Source organism: Sphaerospermopsis reniformis (assembly GCF_005402885.1).
Classification (GTDB): Bacteria; Cyanobacteriota; Cyanobacteriia; order Cyanobacteriales; family Nostocaceae; genus Sphaerospermopsis; species Sphaerospermopsis kisseleviana.
Map to the genome: position 1 here is coordinate 1 of NZ_BJCE01000095.1, position 19,771 is coordinate 19,771.

At 36.8% G+C, this 19,771-nt stretch carries 21 protein-coding genes; 12 read left to right on the forward strand and 9 right to left on the reverse strand.

Annotated features, from left to right (window positions below):
• Window positions 1–106: 106 nt before the first annotated feature.
• The gene (locus tag FFR48_RS14395) at window positions 107–673 is read right to left on the reverse strand and encodes a GerMN domain-containing protein (protein WP_137667835.1); all 567 of its coding nucleotides are present in this window, start codon (window positions 671–673) and stop codon (window positions 107–109) included.
• 107 nt (window positions 674–780) lie between these two features.
• On the opposite strand from FFR48_RS14395, the gene rsmA reads away from it, so the two are divergent.
• From rsmA to FFR48_RS14410, 3 genes are all read left to right on the forward strand, one after another.
• Window positions 781–1,668, forward strand: a complete 888-nt coding sequence (gene rsmA / locus FFR48_RS14400; RefSeq protein WP_137667836.1) for a 16S rRNA (adenine(1518)-N(6)/adenine(1519)-N(6))-dimethyltransferase RsmA — start codon at window positions 781–783, stop codon at window positions 1,666–1,668.
• 99 nt (window positions 1,669–1,767) lie between these two features.
• The gene (gene ispE / locus FFR48_RS14405; protein ID WP_096571623.1) at window positions 1,768–2,715 is read left to right on the forward strand and encodes a 4-(cytidine 5'-diphospho)-2-C-methyl-D-erythritol kinase; all 948 of its coding nucleotides are present in this window, start codon (window positions 1,768–1,770) and stop codon (window positions 2,713–2,715) included.
• A gap of 80 nt (window positions 2,716–2,795) precedes the next feature.
• The gene (locus FFR48_RS14410) at window positions 2,796–3,119 is read left to right on the forward strand and encodes a DUF3082 domain-containing protein (RefSeq protein ID WP_096572822.1); all 324 of its coding nucleotides are present in this window, start codon (window positions 2,796–2,798) and stop codon (window positions 3,117–3,119) included.
• 212 nt (window positions 3,120–3,331) lie between these two features.
• Here the strand turns inward: FFR48_RS14410 and FFR48_RS14415 are convergent, their stop codons facing one another.
• Together FFR48_RS14415 and FFR48_RS14420 are read right to left on the reverse strand one after the other, a co-directional pair.
• Window positions 3,332–4,207 carry a response regulator transcription factor gene (locus tag FFR48_RS14415; protein ID WP_137667837.1) on the reverse strand — a complete coding sequence of 292 codons (876 nt, stop codon included), beginning with the start codon at window positions 4,205–4,207 and terminating at the stop codon, window positions 3,332–3,334.
• 144 nt (window positions 4,208–4,351) lie between these two features.
• Window positions 4,352–5,965 (reverse strand): sensor histidine kinase, encoded by a 1,614-nt coding sequence (locus FFR48_RS14420; RefSeq protein WP_137667838.1) that lies wholly within the window; start codon window positions 5,963–5,965, stop codon window positions 4,352–4,354.
• Window positions 5,966–7,094: 1,129 nt separating this feature from the next.
• Between FFR48_RS14420 and FFR48_RS14425 the strand changes: the two genes are divergently transcribed.
• The gene (locus FFR48_RS14425; protein WP_096571626.1) at window positions 7,095–7,376 is read left to right on the forward strand and encodes a HetP family heterocyst commitment protein; all 282 of its coding nucleotides are present in this window, start codon (window positions 7,095–7,097) and stop codon (window positions 7,374–7,376) included.
• Window positions 7,377–7,626: 250 nt separating this feature from the next.
• Complete coding sequence (gene trpC / locus FFR48_RS14430; protein WP_137667839.1) at window positions 7,627–8,502, forward strand: indole-3-glycerol phosphate synthase TrpC; 876 nt, start codon at window positions 7,627–7,629, stop codon at window positions 8,500–8,502.
• Between the two features lie 100 nt (window positions 8,503–8,602).
• Here trpC and FFR48_RS14435 read toward each other — a convergent pair whose 3' ends face one another.
• Complete coding sequence (locus FFR48_RS14435; protein WP_137667847.1) at window positions 8,603–10,072, reverse strand: aminotransferase class I/II-fold pyridoxal phosphate-dependent enzyme; 1,470 nt, start codon at window positions 10,070–10,072, stop codon at window positions 8,603–8,605.
• 253 nt (window positions 10,073–10,325) lie between these two features.
• On the opposite strand from FFR48_RS14435, the gene FFR48_RS14440 reads away from it, so the two are divergent.
• Both FFR48_RS14440 and FFR48_RS14445 read left to right on the forward strand, forming a co-directional pair.
• Window positions 10,326–10,565 carry a DUF433 domain-containing protein gene (locus FFR48_RS14440; protein WP_096571628.1) on the forward strand — a complete coding sequence of 80 codons (240 nt, stop codon included), beginning with the start codon at window positions 10,326–10,328 and terminating at the stop codon, window positions 10,563–10,565.
• Complete coding sequence (locus tag FFR48_RS14445) at window positions 10,549–10,875, forward strand: DUF5615 family PIN-like protein (protein WP_137667840.1); 327 nt, start codon at window positions 10,549–10,551, stop codon at window positions 10,873–10,875. Before FFR48_RS14440 ends, FFR48_RS14445 begins: the two co-directional genes overlap by 17 nt.
• A gap of 50 nt (window positions 10,876–10,925) precedes the next feature.
• Here FFR48_RS14445 and FFR48_RS14450 read toward each other — a convergent pair whose 3' ends face one another.
• The 4 genes from FFR48_RS14450 to FFR48_RS14465 all read right to left on the reverse strand — a co-directional run bounded on the left by FFR48_RS14450 (window position 10,926) and on the right by FFR48_RS14465 (window position 13,823).
• Window positions 10,926–11,840: a methylenetetrahydrofolate reductase gene (locus FFR48_RS14450; protein WP_096571629.1), complete on the reverse strand. Its 915-nt coding sequence runs from the start codon at window positions 11,838–11,840 to the stop codon at window positions 10,926–10,928.
• 117 nt (window positions 11,841–11,957) lie between these two features.
• Window positions 11,958–12,965, reverse strand: a complete 1,008-nt coding sequence (gene trpS / locus FFR48_RS14455) for a tryptophan--tRNA ligase (RefSeq protein WP_137667841.1) — start codon at window positions 12,963–12,965, stop codon at window positions 11,958–11,960.
• Between the two features lie 167 nt (window positions 12,966–13,132).
• Window positions 13,133–13,540 (reverse strand): helix-turn-helix domain-containing protein, encoded by a 408-nt coding sequence (locus FFR48_RS14460; protein WP_137667842.1) that lies wholly within the window; start codon window positions 13,538–13,540, stop codon window positions 13,133–13,135.
• Window positions 13,515–13,823, reverse strand: coding sequence for a type II toxin-antitoxin system HigB family toxin (locus FFR48_RS14465; RefSeq protein WP_137667843.1), 309 nt, complete (start codon window positions 13,821–13,823; stop codon window positions 13,515–13,517). The genes FFR48_RS14460 and FFR48_RS14465 overlap by 26 nt, the downstream gene beginning before the upstream one ends.
• A 243-nt stretch (window positions 13,824–14,066) precedes the next feature.
• Here FFR48_RS14465 and FFR48_RS14470 point away from each other — a divergent pair, with 243 nt between their 5' ends.
• The 3 genes from FFR48_RS14470 (at window position 14,067) to FFR48_RS14480 (ending at window position 16,397) form a co-directional block, all read left to right on the forward strand.
• Entirely contained in the window at window positions 14,067–15,647 is a 1,581-nt protein-coding gene (locus FFR48_RS14470) for a B12-binding domain-containing radical SAM protein (protein ID WP_137667844.1), read from the forward strand.
• A gap of 116 nt (window positions 15,648–15,763) precedes the next feature.
• Complete coding sequence (locus FFR48_RS14475; RefSeq protein ID WP_096571634.1) at window positions 15,764–16,228, forward strand: SRPBCC family protein; 465 nt, start codon at window positions 15,764–15,766, stop codon at window positions 16,226–16,228.
• A complete protein-coding gene (locus FFR48_RS14480) occupies window positions 16,218–16,397 on the forward strand; it encodes a hypothetical protein (RefSeq protein WP_137667845.1) in 180 nt (59 codons plus the stop codon). The genes FFR48_RS14475 and FFR48_RS14480 overlap by 11 nt, the downstream gene beginning before the upstream one ends.
• Here the strand turns inward: FFR48_RS14480 and FFR48_RS14485 are convergent.
• Complete coding sequence (locus tag FFR48_RS14485) at window positions 16,362–17,639, reverse strand: tRNA nucleotidyltransferase/poly(A) polymerase-related protein (protein ID WP_137667846.1); 1,278 nt, start codon at window positions 17,637–17,639, stop codon at window positions 16,362–16,364. The genes FFR48_RS14480 and FFR48_RS14485 overlap by 36 nt on opposite strands.
• A 170-nt stretch (window positions 17,640–17,809) precedes the next feature.
• Between FFR48_RS14485 and FFR48_RS14490 the strand changes: the two genes are divergently transcribed.
• Window positions 17,810–18,058: a Ycf34 family protein gene (locus tag FFR48_RS14490; RefSeq protein WP_096571636.1), complete on the forward strand. Its 249-nt coding sequence runs from the start codon at window positions 17,810–17,812 to the stop codon at window positions 18,056–18,058.
• A 335-nt stretch (window positions 18,059–18,393) separates the two neighbouring features.
• A partial coding sequence (locus FFR48_RS14495; RefSeq protein ID WP_371851450.1) for a tetratricopeptide repeat protein occupies window positions 18,394–19,771 on the forward strand: 1,378 nt, incomplete at its 3' end.

Consider the following 19,771-nt stretch of genomic DNA (forward strand, 5'->3'; position numbering starts at 1 on the left):
CTGGTTAGGAAAACTATTACCCAGTCACCAGTCCCCAGTCACCAGTCCCCAGTCCCCAGTCACCAGTCCCCAGTCACTCGTCCCCAGTCCCCAGTCCCCAGTCCCTTTAAAATACAACTTCCTGACCACGTTCTGTAAAGCGGACATCTTTGATGTTCCATTGGGGGTTACTGGTGAGGGTTTTACGGAGACTACCAAACAATGCAAACTGCTCACAACTAGAAAGAGAAACTATTTGCCGCTTTGAATCAGGAGCAATTCGTATATCAATTGTTGCAACTCCATTATCAACGTTAACACGATATCCAACTAGGCTAAAATCGGCTGTATCTCGCTCTTCTAAGATTTTACCTACAGCTTCGTTGACTGGTTCATCTGCTGACACTGAAGTTTGTTTGGAAATATAATCTTGACATTGAGCATCACTTGTGTATAGGGTGACTTGAATAGTTTTACCAGAAACAGCTTGAGAAGTTGCATCGGGAGAGGGTTGATTGGAAAATGGTTGAGATGTTGGAGAATTTTGGGGAGTTGGGGAAACTGTGTTGTTTGGTGTTGGTGTTGAAGTTGTATTATCAGAAATATCGCTAGAAGTACAACTGCTAATACTGGCGCAAACTGCTAATAAAATTACGGGTAAAATAGATTTTATCTTAGTGTTATAAATGTTCATATTCAGAGATTGTGCAAGTTCTCAGATAGATACATTAACTCTAAAACCAAATCTGGGGCTATTAGCAGAAATTTTTATTTTTATTAATTATGGAGAAATCAATATAAATGGTGCAACCGCGCAAACAATTTGCTCAACATTGGTTAAAAAGTGAAAAAGCTCTTAACGCTATTGTTAAAGCAGCCAACTGTCAAGAAGATGATAGGATTTTGGAAATTGGTCCGGGTACAGGAATTTTAACTAAGCGTTTATTACCTTTAGTTCATTCTTTGGTTGCTGTTGAGATTGACAGAGATTTGTGTAAATTACTGGTAAAACAACTAGGTGAAAGAGAAAATTTTTTACTGCTGCAAGGTGATTTTCTCACTCTTGATGTAGCTTCTCAATTAACAGCTTTTCCTAAGTTTCAACAGCAAAATAAAGTTGTTGCTAATATTCCCTATAATATTACAGGTCCAATTATTGAAAAGTTACTGGGTACTATTGCTAACCCCAATCCTCAACCCTATGATTCTATTGTGTTACTAATTCAGAAAGAAGTAGCAGAAAGATTATATGCTAAACCAGGATCAAGAACTTTTGGAGCGTTGTCGGTGCGGGTGCAGTATTTGGCAGATTGTGAGTTAATTTGTACAGTTCCCGCTGGTGCATTTTACCCACCACCAAAAGTTGATTCTGCTGTGGTGCGCTTAGTCCCCCGACAGAGAGAAATTACCGCTAATGACCCCAAAAAGCTAGAAAATCTGGTTAAATTAGGGTTTGGGGCGAAGCGGAAAATGTTAAGAAATAACTTGCAATCGGTAATTGAGCGCGATCGCTTGACGCAATTACTGGAACAATTAAATATTAATCCCCAATCTCGCGCCGAAGACCTCAGTGTTACACAATGGGTATCACTGGTAAATAGTGTGACTGGGGAATGGGGACTGGGGACTGGGGAATGGGGACTGGGGACTGGGGAAACAGGAAATATTTATCTTTCTCCTGACTCCTGACTCCTGACTCCTGACTCCTGACTCCTGACTCCTGACTCCTGACTCCTTTCTCCTGACTCCTGACTCCTGACTCCTGACTCCTGACTCCTGATAACTTATATGCGTTCTTATAGCTTAATTGCACCTGCGAAAATAAACTTGTATTTAGAAATCATCGGCAACCGCCCTGATGGATATCATGAGTTAGCAATGATACTGCAAAGCATAGACCTTGCAGATCAAATAGATTTACACGCTGCCAGCACAGAAGCGATTCGCGTTTATTGTCATCATCCCCAAGTACCTACAGATAACAGTAATTTAGCATACAGAGCCGCTGCACTAATGGCCAAGCAATTTCCTGATGCTTTTAGTAATTTTGGTGGGATTGATATTACTGTGAGAAAAAACATTCCTGTTGCTGCGGGTTTAGCTGGAGGTTCGACAAATGCAGCAGCGGTGTTAGTGGGTATAGATTTGATGTGGAATTTGGGATTAACTCAATCAGAATTAGAAGAATTAGGCGCACAACTCGGTTCAGATGTGCCATTTTGTATTGCGGGAGGAACAGTAATAGCTACAGGTAGAGGTGAAAAACTTTCTCCTTTACCAAGTTTAGATCACATATATATAGTATTAGCTAAATATCGCAGTTTGGAAGTTTCTACAGCTTGGGCTTATAAAACCTATCGGCAAGTATTTGGTAGTACCTATATGACAAATACTGAAGATTTAGCGGCTCGTGCTAGTGCAGTGCATTCGGCAGAAATTGTCAAAGCTATCGTCAATAAAGATGCAGTAAAAATCGCCAACAAAATGCACAATGATTTAGAAAAAGTGGTATTACCTTCTTATTCTCAAGTATTACAATTGCGGGAATTATTTGCTAGTCAAGAAGGGGTTTTAGGCACAATGATGTCAGGTTCTGGACCTTCTGTATTTGCTATTGTGGAATCAAAAGCACAAGCAGAAATAGTTAAGCAGAAAATTAGAGAAGCAATTCCTGATGAGGATTTAGAATTGTTTGTAACTCAGACAATTGGCAATGGGATTCAGATATTAAATTGATAGGAGTCAGGAGTCAGGAAGTAGGGGAAGCTAATAACCCAATTACCAATTACCAATTACCAATTACCAATGAGCAAATTATGAACAAACCCAAAGTTAACGAAAAAGAAAAAGAGACTCCCGAACAAGTTCCACCAACGCCATTAAGGTGTATAACTGGGGCGGTAATGTCAGGAGGATTTGCATTTGCGATGTATTCTTTAATGATTGCGATCGCTACCACTTTTGCTAATAAACCTATTCATTCTGATAACCAAATAGTCCTCAATATCGCCTCCGCTGTTCGTACCTTAGTGGTGGGTGTGGTGGCTTTGGGAACGGGAATCTTTGGTATAGTAGCCTTGGGTTTGTTAGCGTTGGCAATACAATTATTAATCCAACAGTTTACAACCTCTAAAAATTGATAATTGATAATTGATAATTGACAATTGTTTTATTCAGGTTTGAAAACTGATCTTTTCCCAGGAGAAGAAAGAAAAAAATTTCTATCTTCTAATCCTACTCACTTCCAGGTTTGGTAATTGTCCATTGTCCATTGTCCATTGTCCATTGTCCATTGTCCATTGTCCATTGTCCATTGTCAATTGTCAATTGTCAATTGTCCATTATTCTGATATTAACAAGAAACAGGGTTTGTTAATTGAGAACGAGATTTGATAAATTGCAATTTGGCAGATGCGGAAACCTGAAGTAATTGATTTTGTTTTCTCCAAAGAGTCGGCGACAATTTGTGATGGTGACTAAACTGGCGAGAAAAATGACAAGAATTTTGATAGCCTATTTTGGTAGCAATTTCTTCAATTGTCAAATTCGTACTTTTTAGTAAGGAACACGCTTCGGCCATACGACGTTGAACTATCCAAGTATTAACACTTTTTCCCGTTTGTTTGGATACTTGGTTAGTTAAATAAGCTGGAGAATAACCAACAGCTTCGGCGACATCAGATAAAGTAATACCTTGGTGATAATGAGCCTCAATATAGTCAAAAACTTTTTGCAGGTGGGAGATATTAGGGAAGATTAACTCTGAATTTCCTAATGTAGCTGGAGGTTCTGAAACTTTTTGCGAAACTTGATGAGAGTTCGGACTATACCAGGATCTGAGCAAAGATTGTTTTTCTAATCGAATAGAAATTGCTTTTAGCAACTCATCGACAGTAGCAGGTTTACTTAAATAATCATCTGCTCCCAACTCCATTCCTGTTCTCATAGAAGCCTTAGAATTACTTGCTGTGAGAAAAATAAAAGGAATAATTGCTGTGAGAGGATTTTGACGTAGCTTAGTTAAAACACTGTAACCATCCATAACTGGCATGAGCAGATCACAAATTACCAAATCAGGTAAATTTTCTTCTGCTTGCCGAATACCAACTTGACCATTTTCTGCTCCTATCGTAACAAAACCTTCAGCCTCAAGACTGTCTAAGAAGAGATGGCGGGTAATAGCATCATCTTCAATTACAAGAATTGTTTTCGACGATTCGCGTATCATTTTGAAACCAATAAAAGTTCTAACAGGGAATGATTAATAGCAATTGATAATTGATAATTGATAATTGATAATTGATAATTGATAATTGATAATTGATAATTGATAATTGATAATTCATCCTGCAAAAGACTCTTTCCCTTTTTTCTATGAACTGGGAAATATGGGAACTGATGGTAGAACTAAGGTAAATGTAGTACCGACACCCACTTTACTAACCATTGTGATTTGACCTCCATATAAATCAACTAGATTTTTGACAATTGATAAGCCTAGTCCTGTTCCCGAAGTATTATCAACATTGCTACCTCGATAAAACGGTTCAAAAAGTCTTTCTTGGTCTATTTCGGGAATACCAATACCTTTATCTTTAACCTGAAACTGTATTTTTTCCTGGTGACACGAAACAATTAAGTCCACCACACTATTAGGGTGAGAATATTTAATTGCATTGTCTAGCAAGTTATTCAAAATTGGTTTCAGTATTTTTTGGTCAATCCATACGTCTAAACAGTTGCCTTGACTCTGAAAATCAATATATTTATTACTATTAATGATTACCATTTGTGTAATTAAATCTTGACAAAAATTCACAATATTAACCTTTTGCTGCTCAACTATAATTTGCGCTGATTCTGCTTTAGATAATAATAAAATATCATCTAATACCTGATTGATTTGTTCAGATGCTGTTTGAATGTGTTCAATAAATATTAATTTCTTGTCTGTTTCCCATTTATCTATATGTCGTCTGAGTAAGCTATTGGAAAATGAAATAACATTTAGTGGTGTCCGAAATTCATGGCAGAGTATACCCACAAGATTAGCTCGAATTTTACTGATTTCTTGTGCTTGTTCTAAAGCCTGATGCAATTCCAATTGTGCAGATTTATAATCTGTGATATCAGTAGCTGTAAGGACTTCAACTTCTTGACCATCAAAATCTACCCCTCCATCAAAGCGAGTCATGGCAACATCTAACCATCGTTCTTTACCATCTTTGGTAATAATATTTATCTCCTGATATTCAAATTCCCAGTTAGTTGTTTCTGGAGGTTTAGATGTTCGACTTTTGATAATTTGGTTAAAATCAAAGTCTGCTAATAGTTCCTTTTTTGTATAACCGGTGAGTAATTCCGCAGCAGAATTGACATAGTAAATTTGTCTACCTTGAATTAGGAAAATACCAGCCTTTGTTGCTTCTAGTAAGGTACGAAATCTAGACTCTCTGAGTTGCAGTAAGTTATCAATATGCTGATGTTGAATTTTATCACCTTCCTGTTTATTACTTTCCTGTTGTAATTTCTTTTTACTTTCTCTACCTTCATTAATCCATTTTTGGACACTTAATTCTACTAAGTTATTATTTTCCCGAATAAACCCGCAGCAAAACTCGTTACTTGGATATTTTATATAAGTAAGATTTAGTTCAGCTAAAAATATTCGTCCTTCCTTTGAGCGATAGCGACATTTAAAGGAGAGGTGATCTAAATTTTTCATATTTTGCCATTGTTCTGACCAGTTATGTAATAAAAAATCTATATCCAAATCACTCAGATTCATGGATAGTAATTCTTCGCGGGAGTATCCTGTGAGCGTGCAAGTGGCATTGTTGACATAAATAAACTGCGCGTTTTCTCCTAAACAAAAAGCAGCATCTATAGTTTGATTAATGAGAAAATCTGCAATTTTAAACTTCAAGCTTGGCTGTAAACTCCATATTGAGTTGACTTTTGCTAACCCGGAATCTCCAGAATACATATCAAGATTTACTCCTAAGTCTTAGTTCATAAGTAGGTGAGCGTTAAAAATTGTCGTTATGACAGGCAAGAGGCAAAAGAAAACAGGATTTTGGTTAATTTACTTTGATGATGCTATGAATTTGTCAGTCCGATTGAATTTAGGTTTAATCTTAACAATAAAGAAATCATTATTTCAATTTTGTTGCATATATAAGTGTTTGTTATTCCTAAATTAAGTATTTTTTTGGTAAAAATAAAATACCATACTTTCAATTGTGAACTCTAAAAGAATCCCAGGTAAGATTTTTAGTGAACTCCCCCACAAAATTTGTTAAAAATTTGTAAAAATTTGAGAGTCTACTGGTAAGGCTACATTCTTGGAACTATAAAAAACTTTTATATCAAATGTAATAGATATGTAGTTTACCTAGATTATCGAAAAATCGGCTGGAAAACCGGACTTCGTGCAAAGTTTTTGCAGCCGCTTATAAATCCCCATGACAGAAACAGCCTCTTCTGTCTGCGTTAAGTTTCAGAAATTTGCTCAATTGGGAACATTATCTAAGAATGTAATAAATTTACCATAGAAAGGATCTAACTATATCTAAATACGCCCAGTCATCCTCCCTATGGAAGAGATTTCTGTAAAAAAACCTGTAAGCAACGAAACCTCTTACCAAAGATATATAAATTGTAAAGCAAGAATGTGTTGAGGTACACAAAATATAAAATACTGATTCCATCGTCAAAAATCATCCTTAGAAATACAAGCTATCAGAGTGAAGGATCATCAAAAAAAATGCAAGAGCGAAAAAATAGACAAATCGATCAAAAAATAGTTCATTTATCCGGTGTGAAACTTTGAGTAGGCTTAATGAAAGAGGTAACTTCTGCAAGAGGTTGAATCTGTATTGGTGGTTTTAGCTATATATCTCTTAACCAAACAGCTGCTCTAGCTGGTTCAGTCTACCCCCAACCCCAATCAAAACAGAGAAAACCCTTGATATATGTTTATAAATTTTTCATCAGCAGGTGTTTGTCTCAGCATGATCTACTACTACTACTTCCACTGTGCTGAGATTTTTGAAATATGAGGAAAAGCTGCCAAGCTATTGATTGAATTTCATTCACAAATAGGAGTGCATACCATGAGTCAAAACGTTGCTGATTATAATAGACAAATTAATAGGAAAATTAATACTGAACAAGTAGAACAAATAGTTAAGGCAATTATAGCTGGCAAGTATTCCTGGGCTTGTGTTTTGCTGTTGCGTTTTTCTGGACACAACCCTATTGACTATATACCCTACCGTACTTATATCAGATTGCTCAAAAATAATTGCCTACTTGGTGGTTCTAGACAAGAGCAAACTGCTACTAAAAAAGAGGTAGAAATGTTTAACCTCAAATCCAGTTGGATTCATTTATAATCAAGCCAGAAGATGAAGCTGGGTGTGGGTTTACTAGAAGTATTTTCAGGCATTATATATGTTTGGTAAACCCACAAATTTACACATTAATTGGCACATTAAATTGATAAGCATTTTGAATCTCATATCCAAGAAAATTAGATTAAAAAATGTTTTGTTATCCCAGCCATATTGTTCATAACTTACTGTAAGAAAAACGAAGGTGGGAATTTCTTAACTGTTAACTAATAATTATTAATTCATTCTCATCATGATTTACCCAATTTCCATGTCTAATAGTTCTCTGCAACCCATACTCAGAGAGATTGTATGGCAGAAAAAGCTAGAAGTTGCACAAATGCAACAAGAAATGTCTCTCGCGTCTTTGCAACGTCAATTAACTGCGGCTCCCACTGTCAGAGATTTTTTTACTGCTTTACAACAAAGTATTTATAAACCTAGTTTGATCGCAGAGGTTAAAAAAACATTCCCTAATCAAGATGTCACTACACAAGATTTTGATCCTTTGTCTATAGCTAAATCCTATGAACGCGGTGGAGCAACTTGTATATCTGTTGTGACTGATCAAAAGTTTTTTCATGGTGGTTTTGATCATCTGCGGATTATTCGACATCGCATAACATTACCTTTGTTATGCAAAGATTTTATTCTTGATCCTTGTCAAATTTATTTAGCACGTGCAGCAGGTGCGGATGCAATTTTATTAATTGCTGCTATTCTTACTGATCAGCAGATTAATAACTTTTTGCGGGTGATTCACTATTTGGGAATGAATGCTGTAGTTGAAGTTCACAATTTGAGTGAATTAGATCGGGTGATCAAGTTAGAAGATGTCCGCATTATCAGCATTAACAACCGCAGTTTAGAAGATTTTAGTGTTAATCTTGGCACTACTCAGCAATTAATGGCAGCTAGGAGAACACATTTACAAAACTTGGGTATTTTGGTTGTCAGTGAATCGGGAATTGAAACACCTGCTGATTTATCCCTAATGTCAGATGCAGGTGTGAATGCAGTTTTGATGGGAGATTCTTTACTCAAACAAGAAGATTTAGAAACTGCTGTCAGTAGTTTATTTAAATCCAAAATTCCAATCTATAAAGACTTAGTGAAAAAAGGAGTTTAATAGGTGACAGGTGACAGGTGACAGTGAAGAAAGCAGGGGAAGCAGGGGAAGCAGGGGAGAATATTAACTTTTGCCTCCTGCCTTCTGCCTCCTGCCTTCGTTAAAACATCTCTACTTTCACTACTTTTAAAGTTTGCAAAGTTGAATCAACACAACCGCTAATAAATCCCCCTAAAGACTGAATTTTTTGGAGATATTCTATAGCTGGTTTTGTGATTAGTTCCCCAGGCATTAATACAGGTATTCCTGGGGGATAGGGACATATATTTTCTGCACAAATTCTATTTACTGTTTTTTCTAAAGGTAGGGTTTCACTATCAGCAAAAAAAGCTTCACGGGGCGAAATGCACATAATATGATCTATTATAGCATCGTTTCTATATTTACATATTTTGTACTGACTTGTCAATTGTGGTATCTCAGTTACTTTTTTAAACCCTTGTATTAATTCGTCAATATCTGATTTATTGTTACCTAAGCTAATAATAAAAGTGAGATTTCGTAAGGATGAAAATTCAGATGTTACACCCATTTCATTGAGCATATCTTCAGCATCAAAACCCGTTAAACCTAAGTTGGCAATATTCACAGTCAAACGGGTTTTATCCAAATCAAAAAAGCCATTTTTATTAATTTGAGGGATCTCTAAAACTGATAAACTGGGAATTTGACTAATTTCAATTCTTGCAATTTCCGCTAACTGCAAAGTTTGAGACATCAAAATTTCCCCATTAACTGCCATTTGGTGACGTGCAGCATCAAGAGAAGCTAAAAGAATAAAACTCGGACTTGTAGATTGAACTAATTGTAATGCTTTATTTAATCTATTAATATTAATTCTATTTCCTTGACAATGTAACATTGATGCTTGAGTCATTGCACCTAATGTTTTATGAATAGATTGTATTGTTAAATCTGCACCTGCGGTTAAAGCTGAGATAGGTAAATGGGGATGAAAATGAAAATGTGCGCCATGTGCTTCATCAACAATTAAAGGAATATTATATTGATGAGTAATTTCGGCAATACTTTTTAAATCTCCACACACACCGTAATAAGTTGGGTAAACCATTAACACAGCTTTAGCATCAGGATGTTTAGCTAAAGTTGCTTTTAAATCTTCCGGTGTAATACTATGGGCAATATCTAAATTTTCATCATATACAGGATTGATAAAAATAGGAATTGCACCAGAAAGAATTAAACCAGCAATTACAGAAGAATGAACATTTCTGGGCATAATTATCTTATCATTCATCCTGCAAGTAGCGATAATTGCGGATTCAATTCCGCTGGTAGAACCATTAACTAAAAACCAAGTTTTTTCCGCACCAAAAGCCTCTGCGGCTAATTCTTGTGCGGCTAAAATTGCGCTTTCAGGAGTGAATAAATTATCTAATTCTGCCAGTTCCGTTAAATCAGCGCGAAAGACATCTTTACCGATTAAATCGGTTAAAATTGGGGAAATTCCTGCACCGCGTTTGTGTCCAGGGGTGTAAAATGGTGCATGGGGACGAGAGATGGAAGTTTTGAGAGCATCAATGAGGGGGCTTTGATTTTGGTTGAGCATTTTTGGGCAAAATGAAGCGTTTAGAGCTTCAGGTAAAAGGTTAACTTCTAAGGTAACTTGGATAGTGATCGCATCTAACTCAATAAATATGATCACTTTAAATATGATCACTTTTTCAATTAACTAAGCTTCCCCACCCCTGCTAAATCCAAAATCGGCGCGATCGCCTTCTTCGGGGGCAACGATCGCACTTAACCTGATAAATGCGATTGCGTTAAAATTCAATTACACCCTGATATTTCTGATTTTAAATATGATAAATTCTTTCCAGCGATCATTACTGTCTGTGGTTCATAGTGATCCCGACATTTTAGGAGGAATCCCTGTTTTTGTGGGAACTCGTGTGCCAATGAGAACCCTACTTGATTATCTTGAAGCTGGTGATTCATTAGAGGTATTTCTAGATCATTTCCCTAGTGTTAGTCGGGAACAGGCGATCGCAGCCCTTGAATTAGCAAAGGAAATGCTGACAGCTTATGCGAATCCTGCTTGATGAATGTGTACCAAGACCTCTAAAGCGTGAATTTTCTGATTACAAAATACAGACAGTTGTTGAGATGGGATGGTCAGGAAAAAAGAACGGTGAATTGTTGCGGTTGATGAGTCAGGAAGGATTCACAATTTTGCTTACTACTGATCAAAATTTGCGTTATCAACAAAATTTACAGCAAGCTGGTGTGGCAGTCCTCGTTCTCATAGCACTGAGTAACAAGCTCGCTGATTTACTTCCTCTGATACCAGAGACTCGTAAGGTGTTGAATACAATTACTCTGGGAGCAGTGATTGAAATTGGAGGCTTATGAAATTTGATCAGCGATCGCACCTAATTTAATAAATGCAATCGCTATTTATTCTAACTAACTTTCTCCACCCCCGCTAAATCCAAAATTGGCGCGATCGCCTCTTCTTTTTTCACCGCCATAATATGCACTCCCTGACACAAACCCCGTGCCATCTGCACTTGTTCGGCTGCAATTTTCATCCCTTCCTGTAACGGATGTTTGGCTTTTTCCAATCTCTCAATAATATGATCAGGAATATTCACACCAGGGACCATCCTATTAATAAACTGGGCATTTTTCGCCGACTTCAAAAGAAATATTCCCGCCAAAATAGGTTTATTGTAACGAGATGCAATTTGATCCATGAATTTTTCTAATTTTTCAAAATCAGTAATTAATTGACTTTGAAAAAATTGCGCTCCCGCTTCTATTTTCTTTTCAAACCGACTTTGTAAACCTGACCAACTTTTAGACTGTGGATCAACTGCTGCACCTGCAAACAAATCTAATGCGCCATCATTTAGGGTTTTATGATTAAAATCAACCCCCTGATTCATGTTTCTAATTAACTGCAATAATCTGATAGATTCTAAATCAAAAACAGCTTTGGCATCGGGATGATCACCTGCTTTTACAGGGTCGCCGGTTAAGGCTAAAATGTTACGAATACCCAAAGCATGAGCGCCCATTAAATCTGCTTGTAATCCGATTCTATTGCGATCGCGGCAAGCAAATTGACAAATTGGCTCAATTCCATGTTGCAATAAAATTGCTGAAGCTGCTAAAGGTGACATTCCTAACACAGCGCGGCTACCATCGGTAATATTGACAGCATGAACTCTCCCCTTAAGAGTCGCCGCCATTTCAATGGTATGGGTGATGTTTCCCCCTTTGGGTGGTGCAACTTCCGCAGTCACTAAAAATTCTCCTGCTTGTACTGCTTTACGGAAGTTGTTTAATGTACTGGTTTTATGACTATCCTGCATAATGCAAATTTAATTTTGAGTTTTCAGGTTTTCTTCAAGAGTAAAACAAATTACCTTTCTAGCTTAAACAGATCCCCGACTTCTTGGAGAAATCGGGGATCTTATATCTTCTCAAAATTACAACCGCGCTGTATAACCTAACGCAGCTTTCACATCTGCTAAAGTTTTATTGGCTATAGCTTCCGCTTTTTCTCTACCATCTCTTAACACTGATTCTAAATAACCTTTTTCTGCCATTACCTCCTTATATTTATCTTGAATTGGTTTTAAAGCATTTATCGCTGTTTCTGTCAATAAAGGTTTAAATTGTCCCCAACCCATATCCGCACATTCTGACGCTACCGCTTCCTTAGTCTTCCCAGACAGCAGCATATACAAAGTCAACAGGTTATTACATTCCGGTCTTTCTGGATCATCAAAGGTTAAACCGCGTACTGGATCAGTTTTACAACGTTTGATTTTATTTGTAATTTGATCTGGTGGATCTAAAACATTGATTCTACTTAACTCCGATGGATCAGATTTTGACATTTTCTTTGTCCCATCGGTTAAACTCATTACCCTTGCGCCTTCTTTTCTAATTAAAGGATCGGGTAATTTTAATACAGGTTTATCTTTAGCAAATTGATGATTAAACCTGTTAACAATATCCCGCGCTAGTTCTAAATGTTGCTTTTGATCCTCACCCACTGGAACTTTATCCGCTTGATAAAGTAAGATATCCGCAGCCATTAAAACCGGATAAGTCAACAAACCCGCACCGACATTTTCCCCTTGTTTCAAGGCTTTTTCCTTAAATTGAATCATATCTTGCAACCAATTTAAGGGAGTGATGCAGTTTAACAACCAACAAAGCTCACTGTGGGCAGAAACGTGAGATTGGACAAAAATGTTAGAATGTTGTAAATCAATGCCACAAGCTAAATATAAAGCAGCGATGGTGTAGGTATCAGCCGCTAAGGTGGCGGGGTTATGTGGTACTGTGATGGCGTGTAAATCTACCACACAAAAGAAATTTTCATACTGGTCTTGAATTTCTACCCAGTTACGAATAGCACCCAAGTAATTACCCAAGTGTAAGTTACCAGTTGGTTGAACTCCCGACAAAACGCGCTGCTTACCCATAATTATTTCTTAGTTATCTCCTCTTCCCCGCTTTGTTAGGTGGCGGTTACATGATTTATTTTAGTAGTGATTAGTCATTAGGGAGTGATCAGATCCCCGACTTCTTTTGTTTATTGTGTCAATAAATTGTAAATTGATCTGAGAAGTCGGGGATCTAAGTATCAGTATTATTCAACTAAATAACTAGGATTTATTTTAAAAACCACCGCTAAATCTTGAATTTCCTTTTCTGTTAATTGCCGTTTACCATTGAGAACATCTAAAACTATTGACTCACTTTCTAAAATAGAAACTAAATCCTTTGGTTGTAGTTCTGATTCTTCTAACAATGCTTGAAGTAATGCAACACCTTTGAGAGTAGGCATTTTTTCATGTTGCTGTTCATAATCATAAACAAGAGTACCTAGAACCTTGAGATAGTCTTTATCATCTTGTGTAATATTTCCTTGATCCAAAATAGAATTTATCTGATTTTGGGTAGCAATTAATTCTTCTTCATTGGTAATGGGACGTGGGGGAAATGTAGTAATTAACTTTATATAGTAGTTACTAGGAGTTTTTAAACCAATCGTCATTTTTCCAATTCTCCTTATCATATTCAGCGTGAGTGAGTACAGCGCGTATAAATAATATTTGAGACTTGTAATCTATATAGGTTATAAGTCGATAATGATTACCTTTGATATTAAAAACAGTAAAGTTACCAACTAAGTCCGCTGATGGGAAAATTTCTCTAATATCATTAAAAGTTAACAATTGAGAATCCGATATACGCTGATACCATAGTAACAGTCCTAATTCTGATTGGGAATGTTTTTCCCAAAATTCTCTAAGTATTCTTTTGCTAATCACACGCATTCAGGTTACAACAAGATATTATAGCTATTTTTAGGTAAATTTACCACATATTTGTCTTCATGATCTAGAAGCAGATCATTTTTTACTGAACTGTATTTCCTCCATAACGCATCCATTTCTTTTATTAAGAATTAAACTTCATAAATCTGTACCTCCAGAGGGATAAAAGCTAACTGATCCAGCTTTTATAGTTCAAGACTAAATGGGTATTTAGACATAAAGCAAATCTGGGGGATATGCTTGATGAAAGCTTTATTAATATGGCCGATCATGCCTAATTCTTTTTGGTCTTATCAGGAAACTCTTGATTTGGCTAATTTACGTGCTACAAATCCCCCCTTGGGTTTAATCACTGTAGCAGCAATGCTACCAAATGACTGGGAAATGAGATTAGTAGATCGCAATGTTCGTTTAGAAACTGATGCAGATTGGCAATGGTGCGATATTGTCATTATCTCAGCAATGATTATTCAAAAACAAGATTTTGGTGAATTAATTAAAAAAGCTAAAACATTAGGTAAAAAAGTTGCAGTCGGTGGACCATTTGCCACATCTGTACCAGAATTTGCCCTAGAAGCGGGAGCAGATTATTTAATTTTAGATGAGGGGGAAATTACTATTCCCATGTTTTTAGCAGCTTTAGAAAAGGGAGAAGAAAAGGGTATTTTCCGCGCTACAGAAAAACCAGATGTTACCCAAACTCCTATACCAAGATTTGATTTATTAGATTTAGATGCTTATATAGCAATGACGGTACAGTTTTCTCGCGGTTGTCCCTTTCAATGTGAATTTTGTGATATTATCACCCTTTTTGGACGTAAACCCCGCACGAAAACACCAGAACAAATTTTGGCTGAATTAGAAGTATTATATCAGATGGGTTGGTGGCGTTATGTGTTTATTGTTGATGATAATTTTATCGGTAATAAACGTAATGCCAAAGTATTTTTAAGGGCATTAATTCCCTGGATGGAAGAACGTAATTATCCCTTTGCTTTATTAACAGAAGCTTCTTTGAATTTAGCCGAAGATGATGAGTTATTAGAATTGATGGTTAAAGCTGGTTTTGTCCAGGTATTTATGGGGATAGAAACCCCTGATGTAGAAAGTTTAGCGGGAGTAAATAAAGAGCAAAATACTCGGACTTCATTAGTTGAATCCTGTCACAAAATTACCAAGGCTGGCTTACAAATTATGTCTGGTTTTATTTTAGGATTTGATGGTGAAAAAACGGGTGCTGGTAAACGGATTCAAGAGTTTGTGGAAGAAACGAGTATTCCCCAAGCCCATCTCAGTTTATTGCAAGCATTACCAAATACAGCAATGTGGACTCGTCTGCAAAAAGAAGGACGTTTAATGGATGGTTTAGGTAAATATTTTACTTCTCAGAAAGCTTTGATGAATTTTGTTCCTACCCGTCCGATGTCGGAAATTGTTACCGAGTTTATTGATACTTTTTGGAATCTTTATGAACCATTACCATATCTAAAACGGACTTTCCGCCATTTTATGATGATGGAAGGTTGGCGGGCTAAATATCAACGTACTTTAACAAAAGCAGAGTGGGATTTTTTAAAGGCTATTTGTTGGAGACAGGGAATATTACGTTCTACAAGATTTCATTTTTGGTGGCAATTAATAGTCATGGCATGGCGTAAACCAAATTTATTATATGATTATTTAATTGTTTTAGGTGTGGGTGAACATTTCTTTAAGTTCCGTTATGAAGTAAAAGCTGAACTAGCAGCAGAATTAGCATTATTACAGCAGCAAGAATTGGAGAATAAAGAAACTGCAAGTTTGCAATTAGAAGCTGTGAGTTAAGAAACTGTAAATTAATTTTAACAAAGCCGAGTATTTGAGCCTGAGATATTTCACAAATAAGATAGAATTGCTATAGTAGCTTATGATAAACATAGCAATAGCCTTATTAATAAAAAATGTCCCAGGTTTTAGAACAATCAATTAAAATTAATGCTCCTGCTACGTTGGTAGAACAATGTTTAACTGATTTAACTTTAATGCACCGTTGGCTTAACCCTGTTCTCCGTTGCGAACCTGTGGGAGAAGTGTGGAGTACAGAACTAGGTAGTCGTAGTCGGTTTATGATTCAAATTCCGGTGATTAAACCTACTTTAAATACTGTGGTGATTGAAAGACAACCGGGTTTGATAGTTTGGGGGTTTAAAGGGTTTTTTCAAGGGTGCGATCGCTGGGAATGTCAACCATTTCCTAAAGGTACACTTTTAATTAACCGCTTTGAGTTTAAAATTCCTAACCCTGTTGTTAGTTGGGGTTTTAATACTTTTGCTGCATCTTGGACAAAAGCCGATATGGAAGCACAACTCAAGAGATTTAAACGAGTTGCAGAAGAATTAGCACGCTCTCCTAAGTATGCTAAATAGGAGGCAGGAGGCAGAAGGCAGGAGGCAGGAGGGAAATATTTTTACCCAGTCACCAGTCACCAGTCACCAGTCCCCAGTCACCAGTCACCAGTCACCAGTCACCAGTCACCAGTCACCAGTCACCAGTCACCAGTCACCAGTCACCAGTCACCTGTTTAGCAAATTTTAACGCTTCCTGGGCTGTATTAATTTTACCCTCAGCTTGAGCGATCGCAATTTCACTCAAGATTTTACCCACAAGTGGCGACGCAGGAATATTTAGTGCTAAGATTACCTCTTTACCACTCACTAACGGTGAGGGGTGAGCTACCAAATCATCAGGGTTCAAGTAACGGTCGATTAAGGGTACATAAACGCATAGCGAATTATCGCCAGACATCGCCCCTACTACAAGATCATCTGCTAAGGCTAAGACAGTTGTAGCACTAAAAACAACTCCCACGTCCTGAAACAAAAAATACTGTTCTCGTAAGGACATATAACTAGCTTTTTTGAATTGCGGGAACAGTCGCAGGGACGTAGTTACACCCCGAATTTCTGCACGGCTATAGGTTAATTCCTGTAATTCGATTTCTGCTATTTCTGGGTTAGGGTGAAGTAAACACGCGAGTTTAGCAATAGCTAACCAAGTGGTTTTGACAGTATCACGGACAGGTTTTTGTAGTTCTTCCCCTAACTGTGGATATGTTTCTCTGATCAAGTTGTATGCCTGATCAACTGCGGCTAATTTCTCCAAGCTTTCACGGTTAGCATTTGTAAAAAAACTAGCTAATAAATTATCTTCCCAAGCACTTTTTAACCAAGGCGTACCTTGATAACTGTCTAAAAGATAACTAATTTCTACCCGTACTCTTTCGGATGCAACTTTATTAATATCTGCGGCTAAGGTGCGAAGGGTGGTTTGGGTAGTTGGTTCTATTGTAAATCCCAGTTGTGCAGCTTGACGATAGGCACGCATTAAGCGCAAAGGGTCATCTTGCAGATTTTCGGGTGATATCATCCGTAATAAACCAGCTTCTATGTCTGCACAACCTTGGAGGGGATCAATAATTTCCTGGGTGTGGGGATTATAGGCGATCGCATTGATGGTAAAATCCCTTCTGTGTAAATCAGTTAATAAACTATCCCCTTCCTGTTGGGCAAAATCAGCAGTAGCATGAGGAAAAACCACACGGGCAATATTTCTTTCAGCATCCAGTAACACAAAACCAGCATGATAATGTTTGGCGATCGCCCTTGCAACTTTCACCGCATCATCTGGGATCATAAAATCTAAATCTAAATATTCTCGACTTCTACCCAAAATCGCATCCCGCACCGCACCACCCACCATGTAAGCTGGTTGTGGCAACCATTCCAAGCTAAAAGGCCAATTTTGGGCATCTAGAATATCAACAATTGAATTATTCATCTACTGATTTACCAAAAATTCTGACTCCTGACTCCTGACTCCTGACTCCTGACTCCTGACTCCTGACTCCTCAATTCTCACTATTGTAATAAAAATCAACCCACTAACTAATGCTGAATATTTTGTCCTAAGCTACATTAACTATAAAGGTTCTAGGAGTTGGTTCTATTATGTGTATTTGCGTGAACTGCCACTATGTAGACCGTTGTGTAACCTACAACGCAGTAGAAACACAACACCAACAACCCCACTTAACAGAAAATCCCGATTTTGACCCCAATGAACCCTCGATTAATGTTAATATTCGCACAAAAGATGACATTATTGAAATGGAATGGGATGTTGTTGGTTGTCTCAGCTTTAAGAAAGAAATGGGTAAATGGTCTCAATTACGTCCTGGTGAATTAGTACCGACTTGAATTTTAGATTTTGGATTTTGGATTTTAGATTTTGTTTGATTTCAATTTGTAGAGATGTTTTCTAAAATGTCTCTACTCACATCTTGACATCTTGCACCTGAAAATTTGAATGTCAAAACCACAACTACTTTTATGTGATATTTCTGCTTTATATGTTATATTTATGACTATTCTCCTCTGGATACTTAGCATTGATACACCGTGATTTTTTTGTAATTTGTATTTGCCATCTCTGGGTTTACTCGGTAATTGCAAGATATGAGATAATCTAAAAGTTAATAGTTCCCTGGTACATCTACACCTGATACCTAAAAATGGTGTCAATCATTAATACTATGTCTAATTTTTACATTAATAACACTCAACTACTAAGCCAACTCACTAAAAAATACTTCGATTTATCTCCTGCTATCCAAAAAATTGTCCAGTTATTTTCAGTAATTTATACCCCAATAGATAAAAATTCATTTATCAGTTGTCTCAGTGAAACTGCTGCATTAGATGAAAATAATAAACCTTGGAATACTAAAACTCTTAGTCTTGAAATTGATAAATTAATAAAAGCAGGTCTGTTAGTCAAAGAAAGTAAATCCAGTCCCGAATGTCATCCATTACTCACAGAAATTGCTACTCGTCATGCTGTAGAAACTGGAAAATTTGACATATTAGTAAAAGCTGTAGATGAAAAATTACCTGTTAGTAGTTACGGAAGTGTTCGGATTTTTCGTAATCTAAGCCAATGTATAAGAGAAATCCGTATTGGTCTTTACCGCAAAGACCTAAGTTTTATTAATAAGCAAATTGAAAATTATTATAAGCACTGTAATAGCAAAGAAAAAATAGTTATAGAAAATATCTTTGAGCAGATATGCAATAATCCATTTGACGAACATTGGTTTAGCACTCTACCACAAGAATTATTTATCCTTTGTATATCTAGTATTTTCCAAATTTCACTCTTAAAATTATCTGATTCTGAAGAGGCGTTAATGCTATTGGCAGATAAATGTGATGAACCTGAAAAATATATCTCAGATTATTTGCATTTGATGTTGGCAGAACAATATTTATTACGTGGTGATACGGAAGACGCACAAGACAGTCTGCAAGATATATCAGAAGAATCTGAAAATCAAGCTGATATTGGTTGGGGTTGGTCAAGTTTTTTGAAAGGTGAGAACGAGAAAGCCATTAAATATTATACAGATGCCCTAAAATCTTTGAAAAAATCAACAGGTAAACGCCAAATATATTTTAATTCCATAGCTGGTTTATTCTTCATCCTGGCTTTATTAAAAGATGGTTCACCGGAACGCATCAAAGAAGCAGAAGATTACACCAATATAATGATTCGGCAATCAGATCATTTTCTTAATTCAGTTTACATGAGACTGAAAATAATTCTGCAAGTTCAGCAAGGAGATATTACTCAAAAAGAATTAATAGTTAATGCTTCTATTCCTCCTGTAGAAAAAGAAAATAGTTTAGAAACATTGTTTCTTTCACTATGTCTGTACTGGATGGATATGGACAGTGCAAAAAGAAGATTACCAGATTTATTAGAACCATTATATAGGCGATCGCTTGCATCCGGTCATCACTGGTTAGCAATGGAAACCGCAGAACTCCTATCCCGACTCAAACCCAGCAGCAACTACCAACAACAAGCACAAGCACTACGAGAAGACAACGAAGTTGAAACCATCATAGACA